Source organism: Pseudoalteromonas sp. MMG024 (genome assembly GCF_021654175.1).
GTDB lineage: Bacteria > Pseudomonadota > Gammaproteobacteria > Enterobacterales > Alteromonadaceae > Pseudoalteromonas.
The window spans coordinates 37,205-50,158 of record NZ_JAKFZO010000028.1 but is presented as its reverse complement, the minus strand read 5'-3'; the positions used below and the strand labels follow the sequence as shown (position 1 = coordinate 50,158).

12 protein-coding genes and 2 pseudogenes are annotated in these 12,954 nt (G+C 39.1%); 6 read left to right on the top strand and 8 right to left on the bottom strand.

Annotated features, from left to right (window positions below; genetic code table 11):
* Window positions 1–1,616: hypothetical protein (locus L1068_RS19580; RefSeq protein ID WP_237131575.1), on the top strand; the 1,616-nt coding region annotated here is incomplete at its 5' end.
* Between the two features lie 177 nt (window positions 1,617–1,793).
* On the opposite strand, the gene L1068_RS19575 is transcribed toward L1068_RS19580, so the two are convergent.
* Window positions 1,794–2,024 carry a helix-turn-helix transcriptional regulator gene (locus tag L1068_RS19575; protein WP_237131574.1) on the bottom strand — a complete coding sequence of 77 codons (231 nt, stop codon included), beginning with the start codon at window positions 2,022–2,024 and terminating at the stop codon, window positions 1,794–1,796.
* Window positions 2,025–2,150: 126 nt separating this feature from the next.
* Here L1068_RS19575 and L1068_RS19570 point away from each other — a divergent pair, with 126 nt between their 5' ends.
* From L1068_RS19570 to L1068_RS19560, 3 genes are read left to right on the top strand one after another with little or no spacing between them, the layout of a single operon-like run.
* Complete coding sequence (locus L1068_RS19570; RefSeq protein ID WP_237131573.1) at window positions 2,151–2,681, top strand: hypothetical protein; 531 nt, start codon at window positions 2,151–2,153, stop codon at window positions 2,679–2,681.
* Window positions 2,682–2,684: 3 nt separating this feature from the next.
* On the top strand, window positions 2,685–4,172 hold the full coding sequence (locus L1068_RS19565) for a DEAD/DEAH box helicase family protein (RefSeq protein WP_237131572.1): 1,488 nt from the start codon (window positions 2,685–2,687) through the stop codon (window positions 4,170–4,172).
* 13 nt (window positions 4,173–4,185) lie between these two features.
* Window positions 4,186–4,548: a hypothetical protein gene (locus L1068_RS19560; RefSeq protein WP_237131571.1), complete on the top strand. Its 363-nt coding sequence runs from the start codon at window positions 4,186–4,188 to the stop codon at window positions 4,546–4,548.
* A gap of 33 nt (window positions 4,549–4,581) precedes the next feature.
* Here the strand turns inward: L1068_RS19560 and L1068_RS19555 are convergent, their stop codons facing one another.
* The 6 genes and pseudogenes from L1068_RS19555 to L1068_RS19530 form a co-directional block, all read right to left on the bottom strand.
* A complete protein-coding gene (locus tag L1068_RS19555) occupies window positions 4,582–5,271 on the bottom strand; it encodes an abortive infection system antitoxin AbiGi family protein (RefSeq protein ID WP_237131570.1) in 690 nt (229 codons plus the stop codon).
* Window positions 5,272–5,459: 188 nt separating this feature from the next.
* Window positions 5,460–5,915: a dUTP diphosphatase gene (gene dut / locus L1068_RS19550; protein ID WP_237131569.1), complete on the bottom strand. Its 456-nt coding sequence runs from the start codon at window positions 5,913–5,915 to the stop codon at window positions 5,460–5,462.
* Between the two features lie 192 nt (window positions 5,916–6,107).
* Window positions 6,108–6,248, bottom strand: a pseudogene (locus tag L1068_RS19545) (dUTP diphosphatase); the annotation flags it as partial.
* Between the two features lie 45 nt (window positions 6,249–6,293).
* Window positions 6,294–6,794, bottom strand: a complete 501-nt coding sequence (locus tag L1068_RS19540) for a hypothetical protein (protein WP_010562194.1) — start codon at window positions 6,792–6,794, stop codon at window positions 6,294–6,296.
* Window positions 6,795–6,910: 116 nt separating this feature from the next.
* Window positions 6,911–9,241: a fatty acid cis/trans isomerase gene (locus tag L1068_RS19535; RefSeq protein ID WP_237131568.1), complete on the bottom strand. Its 2,331-nt coding sequence runs from the start codon at window positions 9,239–9,241 to the stop codon at window positions 6,911–6,913.
* Window positions 9,242–9,619 carry a hypothetical protein gene (locus L1068_RS19530; RefSeq protein WP_237131567.1) on the bottom strand — a complete coding sequence of 126 codons (378 nt, stop codon included), beginning with the start codon at window positions 9,617–9,619 and terminating at the stop codon, window positions 9,242–9,244. It abuts the gene before it with no gap.
* Window positions 9,620–9,732: 113 nt separating this feature from the next.
* Here L1068_RS19530 and L1068_RS19525 point away from each other — a divergent pair, with 113 nt between their 5' ends.
* Entirely contained in the window at window positions 9,733–10,347 is a 615-nt protein-coding gene (locus L1068_RS19525) for a LemA family protein (protein ID WP_010562197.1), read from the top strand.
* 3 nt (window positions 10,348–10,350) lie between these two features.
* Complete coding sequence (locus tag L1068_RS19520) at window positions 10,351–12,240, top strand: M48 family metallopeptidase (protein WP_237131566.1); 1,890 nt, start codon at window positions 10,351–10,353, stop codon at window positions 12,238–12,240.
* A 1-nt stretch (window position 12,241) separates the two neighbouring features.
* Here L1068_RS19520 and L1068_RS19515 read toward each other — a convergent pair.
* Window positions 12,242–12,906, bottom strand: a pseudogene (locus tag L1068_RS19515) (SDR family oxidoreductase).
* Window positions 12,907–12,954 lie beyond the last annotated feature (48 nt).

Genomic DNA, 12,954 nt, shown 5'->3' with positions numbered 1-12,954 from the left:
AAAGAGTTCAGTTTTTCGATGGCGAAATGAATAAAGCATTAAACTCTAGTGAGGGGTGGCAAAAGTTTCCTATGCGAAGAAATAGTGAGACACATAGTTACTCACAGCAAATTTTTGAACTATTAAACCTGCCCAGGCACAAAACGGACGATGATAAAAACTTAACTATGCATCAAATCATGCGCCTGATATATGTAGACCAGCTTTCTTCGACAACCAAGTTATTAAAAGAAGAACAAAAATTCGATAATGTCACAACTAGAAGGGCAATAGGTGAATACCTTTTAGGTATAGATGCTCTCGAAGCCTTTAACTTGAGACAAGAACTTATTCAAGCTAATAAAGAATTTGAAAAAATAAATGGAGAACTCACTGCAATTTATCGAATGTTTGGACACGATGATAGCTTGATTAATGAAGTTTCACTAAATAACGAAATAGCGGAGATACAAAAAGCTATCGTTAAACTTGAAAAATCTCGCATTGAAACCAAATCAGCAACTTCAGAAGAAGTTTCTGAAGAGATTACTAAAAAAGTAAAAACTCTAATCCAAAATATAGATAAAGCTAGTGATCAAATATCAGCTTATGAGGCAGAAAAAAGAGAGCTACAAGTTGAAATAAACGAAACTTCTTTATTTTTAACCTCTCTGGAAGAGCGCAAAGATGCATTGTCTGAATCACAATTAGCTTATTCGACTCTAGGCCAAGTATCCTTCGAGTATTGCCCTTCATGCTTAGAGCCAATTGTGGTCCATGATGATATCTGTGGCCTATGCAAATCACCAAACCAAAATGGTGATAAGGATTTCGCATATTCACAACTATTGAATGAACTAAACTTCCAAATAAAAGAAAGTAAAAAGATCATTGAAACATTTCTATCGGATGTAAACAAAATTGATGCTGCTCTACCTAAAGCAAAACAGGTACTTTTATCAGCGAAAACAGAACTTAAGGAAATTAACACATCCTCTGATGATAGAGAGGCCAAATTATTAGATATCTCTTCAGAGATAGGTTTTTGTCGAAGTCAAATATTATCATTGGAAGAAAAACGGGAACAAGTTAACAGAGTTGAGACGTTAAAGGCTAAAAAAACTAAAGCAATAGCGAAAGTTTCAAAGCTTCAAACCCAATTAGATGAAATATCAGTTCTTCAAGAAAATCGTTATATTGATGTTTATAGCTCTATAGAATCCAACTCAATTGAGCTTCTTAAACTTGATGGTGGATATGAAGAAGCCTTTAAAGATCCTGATGAAGTAACCTTTGACTTCGCAAAAGATAAAATGTTCGTCAATGGTAGAAGTAAATATTCTGCGAGTTCAATGGTTGTTATGAAGAACAGTATCCGTTTCGCAATTTTTGCACATGCTGTTGACGATATATACTCTAGGCTTCCAAACTTGTTGCTAATGGACAATATAGAAGATAAAGGAATGCAAAAAGAACGGAGCCAAAACTTCCAAGAAAAAATAGTCGAGCTTTCACATACAATTAAGAATGATTTTCAGCTTATTTTTACCACATCGATGATTGCTGATGAACTAGAAGGTAGCACATTATGTGTTGGACCTTTTTATGAGAAAGGGACTCATACATTAGTTTTCTGATACGAATAACAAAACTAAAAACATAAACGATGAAGCTAAGTTAACTTGAAAAATTTTGACTTATTGCCAACTTAAATTACATCAAGTTAAAAATTATTAAATCCTTGATTTTAATACTAGAGACAAGTTTTTTTGAGAAAAGGACTTACATATTTTAGCTGTAAATAGTCAGACGAGTTATAGTGTTTTTATATCATCAACATCAGGTACTAATTCAGCTAAGTTACATCCAAGAGCCTTAGCGATACAGCATAATTTAATTACAGTAACGTTAACTGCTCCTTTCTCAACTCGGCTTAAATAGCTCTGATCTAAACCTGAATCAAATGATAACTCTGCTTGGCTTTTATCTTTGAAGACTCTCATCATCTTGATATTTTTACCTAATTTTTTCGCAAAATCGTCCATTAGATTGTCTCAGACACAAAAGACTAAATATCCCACATTGCGTTGATTTACACGATTGCATATAATCCTAAATAATGCATATATGCATACTTAAGGTGTTTTTATTATATTTTTTGAGGTTTATGCATGGAAAAATTCGAACTAGACAAAACTGTCATCCAAATTTTGTCTATGCCCAACATCAATCACTTCACTGCAACTGAAATTAGAACGGCATATATCGCAATAAAGCAGGATGTAGAACTTAACCCAACGATATCTCGCCGTTTTGTTTATGAGGAGCTTCTAAAATTAACCAGAAGGGGCTGGTTAATAAGAAGCACAACTAAGAAGAAAGGGGTTACTCGTTACGCTAAAAGCGACTTGTTTGACCATGCAATCTTAAAAGAAATGGTATCGGCAATGCCGTATGAAGAGGCTGGCTCTAGTACACCTGTCAGTTACTCCCAAATGCTTAATCAACGGTTAAATCAATACAACTCCGCGTTACTAGAAGGCTTAGGTGCGGTAAAAGAATATGTCGCACTGAAAGATTTATACCCTGAACAACATGACGATTTAAAAGAGCGCTACATGGCAGTTCAAGAAAAAAATCACATCCTAAAAGGAAAGGTTTCAGTTTTAAACGAACTTATTAAATCCACAAAAGAGAACTAATAAATGAAACTAAGAAGTTGGCAGTCAGAGTGTATTCACTCTGCAATTTCTAAATATAAATCTCATAAGCACTTTTTAGCCCTTGCTACTCCTGGTGCTGGCAAAACCGTGATGGCCTCTGTATTGGCTAAACTACTGTATGACAAGGGTGATATTGATCTTGTACTTAGTTTTTCTCCCTCCTCAATCGTTGCCCATGACTTTAGTGAAGCATTAAGCGAACAATTTGAAACCCATTTTGACGGTACTATTGGTGCATTGGGCAATTCATTCACTTATCAGGCACTTGGCACACTAGATAATAAGGTCTGGCGCTTATTTGAAAAGTATCGCGTGTTTGTGATCTTCGATGAGATCCATCATTGCGCAGGATCAAATATGAAAGATGCTAACGCTTGGGGTAAGCCAATCATATCAATGATTAAACAAAAAGCGGCTTACACAATCGCTCTAACTGGCACACCGTGGCGCTCAGATGCACTTCCTATAGCACTGGCTGATTACTGTAATGAGTCAGGGCAAATACAATGCGATTATGTATATGGCTTAAAACAAGCTATTGCTGACAATGTATGCCGCATACCTCAAGTAGTCGCACTAGATAATGATCAGATTACAGTAGTAGAGGGTGATGAAACGAGTCACTTCACAAGTTTTATAGACCTGCTGTCACTATCAATTATTCCATATTCTGAGATTGTGACGAATACAAGCGTGATAGAGCAACTATTAATCCACTCTAGTCGCAAGCTCAATGAGCTTCGCTGCATTAATAAAGAAGCAGGAGGGTTAATCGTTGCCTCATCCATTGCTCATGCTTGGCAAATACAGCTAATTTTGAAGCAGACGATTGGAGAAAATGCTGTTGTTGTTACGAGTGATGAAAGCAATGGAAATGGCCTCATTAGATCTTTCAGATATAACCAGCAGAAATGGATCATCAGTGTTGGAATGATATCAGAAGGCACTAACATTCCGCGCCTTCAGGTGTGTTGTTATCTTTCAAATGTGAAAACAGAGATGAATTACCGCCAAGTAATGGGGCGTATACTGCGTATTACTGATGCTCCAAACCAGCAGGCAATTCTATTTATCCCAGCAGAGCCAAAACTTGTTGAGTATGCTTATCGTGTGGCGCAAGACATCCCCGATGAATTAGCAAAAGTTAAGTTTGCTCAAATGGATGAAGAAATCATAGCTGAAGCACCTGTTTTAAATGAAGGAGACGACATTTATGATACTGGCAGTCATACTATAATTAGCGCTAATAAACCAACTATCAGTATTGGTGATGTAATCATTAATGCTGATGAAAGCCTAACGCCGTTTAATGATATGCCACCAAGTGAAATAGCAATTTCAACCGATAAAGTCATGGGGATCTTTGGTCAGTTAAATCATAAGGAGCTTGAAATTGATGGCTTCGAACAACTGATCATCTCAGAGCAATCAATGAAGAAGCTCGACCTGTATAGTGCAGAAGCATTTTAAAAATGGAGTTTTTATGATTCATATGCCACACGGTTGGGTGATTTTAAAATTCACTAATGAATATGATGTCTTTTTTAAAATATTTGCGAGTTGGCGTGGCGGCTATTTAGATGGGGATTCATGGCGACTAAGCTCCGGTTCTTATGAACGACCTAGACTATCGGATTGTTCTAAATACTGGATATGGCAGCAAACTTCAGGCTCATGCTACAAACTCGCAATACATGGTGAAAATCAATATTCTTCATTCACTGAAATAGCACTTTGTGAAATTCTCTACGCCAGCAATGAAAAAAGCATCATAAAAAGAATTAGCATGGCCGAGCTACTTGATTCATTCAGCAACTCAATTAAACCTGAGAGAGGCGTGAACTAGTTAGCTAAACTTTTATAGACACAACAAACTAATCTACTTACTCAGGTTCCTATTTTTCTCTTTCCAAGGTCGTATTTTGACCTTGGATTCTTCAAGAGCAAAATCAGAGATAACATTCTGCCGCTCTATTTCCGATTCTACATAAACAAAAGTTATATCAGATAACTCGAATCGCAAGGGGTACTTCTCTAGCCGTTTATTGTATTTATCACGGTTCTTATCGTACGTTGAAAAGTTTTCTGATATTCGGTTCCCACCTATTTGCTTTCGAGTTGGAACGAATCTCCACTCATTTTCTGCCTTGAAATCAAATTCATGCTTTTTGAAATAGCTGTTGTAACCATAAACATGCTTTGTGAAGCACTTCAATTGAATAATAGGTAAACGCAAGGAACTGGGTATTAAATGACTCTGACGAGCTTTTAATAAGGCAACGAGACCTTGTGCGGCAGGCGAGTTCTTCTCTACATAGCTGACTGGACTCAACCCATTTCTAGTGGCCCATTCTTTTTCGAGAGCGATGCCGTAGCCCCCATATGTGACATATTTTGAATGAAGTTCTTTATCAGGATATTCACTAAATGACACCATTGGGTGTGCGGCTCTAGAAATTACCTTGCCAGTTTTATCGCCGAAATACTCACCGCAATACATTACTTTGAATGAAGAGGAGGCCAATATAGATTGAAGGTACTCAAATTTCTTAGTGAAATGAATTATCACGCTAGCTCCATCATTAGCATTAGAGTTGATAAATGAAGTGTACCAAAGAGAAAGGGAGTAAATGTAAGAGCGTTGCTTATTGGGTAGCGAACACTAAATTAAACATAGAACCAATTACAGTTTTTCATGAAACTATTACTGGTTCATTAATGCTCAAGGTTATCAAAATGACCTTGAGCATTTCTTATTTATTTAATTCCAGAATGCCCAAAGCCGCCTTCACCACGTTCACTCTCGGTAAATTCGCTAACTACTTCAAATTGTGCTTGAACAACAGGTAAGAAGACTAGTTGAGCGATTCGGTCACCAGACTCTATCTGAAAAGTAGTTTCACCTCTATTCCAAACAGAAATAAACAATTGTCCCTGATAGTCAGAATCGATCAAACCAACTAAGTTGCCTAATACGATACCATGCTTATGTCCCAGACCAGAGCGAGGTAAAATCGTTGCTGCCAAATTTTTATCTTGCATATGGATAGCTATTCCTGTTGGAATAAGCTCTGTTTGACCTGGCTCAAGTGTAATTGCTTCATCAATACACGCTCTTAAATCTACTCCCGCAGAACCGTCCGTCGCATACGCTGGTAATGGTATTTCTTTTCCAATTTTAGGGTCTAAAATTTTTACTTCTACACTTTTCATTAGTATCTCGTTTATTCTGAATTTAATCACTAGAATCTAGTGAATATAATAGTTTGATTTAGGCAGTGAAGCATCAAAAAAATGAGTGGGTAAAAAATGAGTGGTATTAGCTAATAAGTAGCTCTACAAATCAACAAAATCAGGAAAACAAAAAAAACACTCACTTTTTAGTAAAAAGTCAATTGACTAAAGGTGGTCTAGCATTTCAGCACACTCAACCCAAATCGCACGATACCATTCAAATCCCTGATTAAACCATTCGGCATGGACTTTAGTATTCATCGCGTTTTGCATTTCTAGCATAGTGCAAATTTTGTTTACATTGGCAGACATAATCTTTCTCTAAAATTAAATTGGGCGTAGTGTATCAAAAAGCGATTACTGTCTCAGCTCAAAATCACACTGTGATTTCTTCACATAACGCGCATCAAAGGTTTCACCCGTATTAAATTCAAGGCGCATTGATGACAAATCAAAACGAGAGTGCGGGTAACGGTCAATCCACTGCATCGTGGCTTGACAAATTTCCTCTAGTTTATAGATACGGAAGGTATCAACCACAACAACCGCCTGCTCAGGCTCAAGATAACTGCGCACAATATTTTCACTCCACGCAGTTTGTGAGTAGTTTTGCGTTAAAAAATAAGTCAGATCAGAATTATCTAATCCCGAACCTAAAGTGCTCACGTTATTGCTGGCTTTTTGAGCAAACTGTGTGAGTGACTGACCACTATTAACAATTTCTTCGCGTTCACCTGGTCCACAACGACGTGTTGTGAACTTAACGGTGCCATCAGAACTGTAACACTTTCGCTGAACTTTCCCAGCTTGGGCAAAAAAAGGTAATAAAAGAATGCTTATCGCTAGTAAAATCTTCATTGTTATTCTCAACTAGTACGAACTATAGGATTTTGCCAAATTTTTTAGGAACAAATCAAGTGTTAGCATGCTGTTTACATCAGTTTCACAAAGATAAAACCAAGCGAACTAATTAACTATTTGTTCTCAAAACGATTGTAATCAAAGATTCCGTATTCGATTTGTAAATTCTGTTTGGCTGTTTTATGCAGAATGTCGCTGTAACGCCAAAACTCGGGATGCGTACGCCTAATCGCGAACTGGGTTTTTAACTGAATGTAGTCTTGTTCCGTTTTCACCTTACCAAATTGCGCGACAAACTCATCCACCTGATGCTGCTCAAGATAAAACAGCACCGCTGGGTAATCACCAATAAAACCATTCACTAAGCTTACAGTATCTTCGCCCGGTGCTCGCTGCGCATCTTCGTTAAGCAAACTGGAAATATTAAAGTGCGCATTATGATGTAACAGACTATAAGCTTTATGCTGGCCCTGCTGTTTAACTATAATAAACGAAATTTGTGCGAGTTGCTGCACTGCATCATTTGGCAGCCAGTTAAGTTCTCCTAGTGCTTGGCTAATTGCATCGCTTGCCAGCTCATGGCGCGTATTTAACACCGCAGACAAATGCTGTTTAATATTGCTATAAAGTTCTGTTTTTGGCGTATTAGTTTGATATTTAATGCCTGTTTCTTGATTAAACTGCGCATTAGACTCTAAATGTTCAACTAAATTTTTGGGTGCTTTTCGATACCAATGATTACGTAACCTTTTACGCTCTTCTAACGGCAAAAACGCTAAGAAATTTTGCTCTCCTTCCATTCGTAAAAAATCCATATATAGGCGTGTTACCAACTGGTGCCCAACGTTACCGTACACATCAAACCCAGCCACCAGCAAATAATGAATGCGTTCAAATAAGCTGTAATCAAGTACCCACATGGTTTTTGGCGTTTGCCCAACCAGCCCTTTAACTACAGTGGCACTATCAAAATGGCGGAAAATAGTCAGTGCGGCATTATCATTATGCCCTTCACCTTGCCAAAGCAGCGACATATCAAGCTCTTTGCCACCAGCAAACGACTCATTCATTTTAGCTGTTTTGCGCGCTAAAAACTTAGCTTGTAGTCTGGCATATTTAACCCAACTGCTAATTGGCAGCGCATTACTTTGTTCTTCTGCCGGCATTGCCAATAAATCATCTACTTGATGAAAAAACTCATCCATATTGGCATTGGCAACACGTTTTGGTTCAACAAATGCCACCCAAAAGTGATCATTAATTACATTTAGCGCCACTTGGCCACGACAAACCGGTCCTTTAATAAAGCCCATAATAATCGTTTGTGAATGGTCGAGTAAAAATTGGTACTTCACTTCGGTCGGGATCTGAGCAAAGCTTTTAAATGGGTTTGAGGCGACATCTATTGCGTAGCTAGGCAATTCCGACACGGTATAATCGGTTGCAATAAACAGCTGATGTAGTCGCGCTAGCTCTTTGTTATTTAGTGCTAATGGAATATGGTTTTTCGCCAATATGCTGGCTTGATTGCGCTGTAAGCGATAATACACGCGCGCAACATTTGGCTCATCAAATGGCCTGCGTGTTGCAATTACATCAATTGGTTCGCCCGGTGGTGTTTTCGAACGCACCAGCTTATAAAAATGCTGCTCTTTAGCGTTACTGAAATAAATATTTGTTAAAAACCAGTGCTCATAAATATAGCGCGCCATAAGTTGATGCTTAGCAGGTGCTTGGTTTAAAAATGCTTCCCACTTTTCAACCTGCTGCGCAGTGAATTGGTCCACCGGCGCTAAATTGGTCATTTTTGCGCCCTGCATTAACCAATGCTGCAGCACGTTAAATTCGCTATCATCAATGGCAGGAAAACCATAAGGCATTCCCAGTGATGGTTGATGCTCAGCGACTTGCTGGTAGCTTTCAATACTGGCACAGGTCGCCGTTCTATCTAGCGAAAAATCGTATTCATCACCAAGCTGCGCCACTTGTGGCAACGGGTTTGATTTTTTAACAAGTAATGTATTGTAGAGCAAACTTGCTGCAAGGTTGTTCGCAGGTGACTCGGGGTATTCGTTTAAAACCGGTGAAAAACCAAGTTCTCGCCATTCAGACGTTGAATCGGCATCAATAAATAATCGGTGCGGCTTTGCTGCGACTAATCGCGTACCATCGTAAACAAGTTCTTTGCTAATACCGCGATCAATACCAGCTGCCGATGTTAACTTTAATTGGCAAGGCGCATCATAACAGCCATGACACACCACACAACGGCTTTCTAATACGGGTTTTACCGCACTCTGATAAAATTGCCCATCACTGCTATGATGTGCAACTATTCGTTGTTTTACTTCAGGTTTACCATATTTGTTATGCCAGTTATTGACCGCCAAAGCTGTACAGCCAGAAACCACAATTATGAAAAATAAAACAACGAACTTTTTCATTTACTCAACGTCCTCGTCATCAAGTCCTAAATCAAACTCAGGTGCAAATTCCAACCATGGTGAAATAAACTGTTGCTCGCTTTCGCTGCAAACCATCACCGCTAATTGCGGGCCTTTTCTAAGGTGCAATTGCACTGATTCAATATTTGTCACTGCACGCTGCCAATCTGCTGTTACGTCGTTAAACGCGTAATCAGTTAGAAATACCGTATGTGTTTCTTCATCGGTAATTTTTTGGCACATTTCAGCCATTACCATTTCGGTAAGTGCCACTGAAACAAAAAACGCAGGCTCTGCGTCTTGTGTAATAGGCATCTCAGGCGCCAAAAAAAACACTGGGATATCTATATTTTCTGTCGCTAGCGTGTCATCTGCCATATTGTTCTCGTATTAAATTTGGGTAATTGCCGATATGATAGCAAAATAGTTGAATTTTTTAGCGCTTTTAGCCATTGTGTTGACAATTTAGAGACATTTCTCAAGGAAATTTAATGACCAGTGTAATTGATAACTTCTTCTCAACTATTGGTATTTTATTACTTATACTCGCGTTATTAGCAGTGTTTGTTATTGTGATATTTAATACACTCGTTAAGTATCGCAATTACGTGATTAACGCTTTTGCACAAATTGATGTGCAGCTACACCGACGTCATGACTTAATCCCAAATTTAGTCAACACCTGCCAAGCTTACTTAAAACATGAAAGCAGTACGCTAGAGCAAGTCACCAAAGCGCGAAATGCCGCGTTAAGTTGTTTAGAGCAGGCAAAACAAGCTCCAAACAATGGCGCACTGATTAAACAATTAGCTAACGCTGAAAACACCTTAACGCAGGCCCTGTCAGGTTTACAGATTACTATTGAGGATTACCCTGAATTAAAAGCCAACGAAACGGTAAAAGATTTACATGAAGAGCTGGTTTCAACAGAAAATAAAATAGCCTTTGCGCGCCAGGCCTATAACGATGAAGTTATGCAATATAACACCTACAAACAAAGCTTTCCAAACAACTTAGTTGCAGCTAAATTTGGCCACAAAAATGATGCCAGCGTGTTAGAGCTAGAAAAAACCAGTATACGACAAGCCCCCTCTGTACAACTTTAATTAATGAAAAACTTTTTTCAGCAACAAGCTGCAAACCGGCGTGCCAGCGCTATGCTGGTTTGCTTATTTTGTATTGCCGTTGGCCTAATTGTGTTGCTTGCGCAATGGTTTTTTGGTCTTATTTTCGATGCTCGAATAGCCAGTAATCTAAACCTTATTTTGTACCAAGGTTGGGATGTGTTTCGTGCACAAAATCCATATCAATGGCATATTCCATCAGCACTCATTACTGCAATACTTATTTTTACTACGGGCATTTATAAATACCGCCAACTGCGTACGGGTGGCAGCAAAATTGCTGAGCAATTAGGTGCAACACATATACAGCCCAACACCTTTCATCCGTTAGAAAAGCAATTGCTCAATGTGGTTGAAGAAATGGCAATAGCAGCACGTACCACGGTACCTCGCGTTTACCTACAATTGCATCATAGCCAAGTAAACGCATTTGCGGCGGGTCATAACAGCCATAATGCGGTGATTACGGTAACCCGAGGGGCACTTGAAAAACTAACCCGTGACGAACTACAAGCGGTTGTCGCCCATGAATTTAGTCATATTGTTAATGGCGATATAAAACTGAACAACCGATTAGTTGCAGCTACCTTTGCTATTAGTTTTATCGGTTTAGCAGGTGAATGGATACTCGAGCGTGCCGCCGCTGCGGGTCGTGGTAACGCTAAAGGCTCTGGTGGCTTGGAGTTGGTAATTGCACTTATGCTTATTTGTTACGGCTATATTGGCACATTAATGGCCGATTTTATTAAAGCTGCAATTTGCCGTCGCCGTGAATATTTAGCGGATGCCAGTGCCTGTCAGTTTAATCGTAACCCCGCAGCGCTCGCAGATGCGCTGAAAGTAGCCGCAGGACTTCGAAAGCCACATCGCAATGCTCACTTTCATCAATACAGTCATTTATTTTTTAATCAAATAAGAACCCCTTGGGTCAGTTCATTTTCGACTCATCCGCCAATAGTTAAACGAATTGCTAAGCTAGACCCAAGTTGGCAACCGCCAAGTACTGGTTTTCGTGAAAGGCCTAGTGTTGCCAACTACCAAGCAATGCAATTAAGCGCAACACGCGAGTTTTTAACTGAAAACAGCACGCCTATAATCAATCAAACCATCACTGCCGATACCAGTCATTTATCAGACAAACTATCGCATTTAGTACACGACCCTTACGCGTGTTTTACACTTATTCCTCTTTTATTAATTAGTGACGAGTTTGAGTTACGAAGTTTACAACTAAATTGCTTATTAGCATCACACTACGTTGATGCATATACCCTTGATTGCGCCGAAAGCGAACTTGCTAAACTATCTGAAAACGAACGCTTTCAACTTATCGAGTTAGCATCGCCAAGTATTACCAGCCTAGGGGAAAAACAAAAACACGACTTCACTGAGTTGTGCTGGCAAATTGTTAAGCAAAAAAATCCAGCGCCTAAAACGAATACCAGGCAACGCAATCAGCATTTAATTACTTGGTTGTATTTAGAAATTATCTTAATGCAAGTCACTAAAGCGAAACGTACCCTTGCCGTTACCACTCGTAATAGCAAAAAACTGATTCTCGCATGGCGGTACTTTGTGAGTTTAATTGCAGCGATTGGTCACGAATCAGAACATGAGCAACAGCAAGCGTTTAAAGCAACATGTAAGCAGTTTAATATGAAAGATTTGGAGGTAATTGAGTTTAATCTGTTTAATATTGAGCACGCACACCAATTTTTTGCTGTACTCACTCGTTTACCACTGAAAAATCGCAATGCGTTTTTACAAGCTATCGAGTTTACAGCTAAGTGGGATAATCAATTAACCGAGGCGGAGCAAACCATGCTTTACAGCTTTGCGCTGTTACTTGATTTACCCAGCCCTGTAGAGCGTTAAATTACCAAGGCAACACTTCGCCATTCGAGTGCCAAAAAGTGCCTGTGTTATTTAAATTTAACTCATCAATACGCGTAATTAAACGACTAGCGGCAAGCTCAGGTGTGATATCGCCAGCAAAGCCTACCATTGCGGTTTGTACAAACCTGGATGTAAAATTGCTAGGCTAATATCACGTGATGCGAGTTCAATCGCCATACTTTTACTCGCGGCATTAAGCGCGGCTTTTGACATGCGATAACCTATATATGCACCAGAGCCATTATCTTCAATTGACCCCATACGGCTTGTGATCATTGCCACTTTGCTGCCAGCACGCAAGTTTTTTTGCAGTGCATGCGTCACACGGACCGGCGCAACTGCATTTATATTAATTTGCTGCTCTAGGTTCGCAAAATCCATATTGCTTAGGCTTTCATTATGAAACACCCCCGCATTGTTTATTAAAATATCAATTGCCTGTTCACCAAGTTGCGTTGTTAGTTTGGCAATATCATCTGCATTTGCAACATCGACTCCCTCAATAACATTTGCACCACTTGCATTAAGTTTTTCACTTGCAGTGCGCACCACAGCAGTAACATTAAAACCTTGTGCAATATATTGCTCAACAAACGCAAGCCCGATACCACGGTTTGTGCCCGTAATAACCACATGTTGTGTCATAATTTTTCCCAATAAAAAAGATACCAATAGACATTGGTATCTTTTATT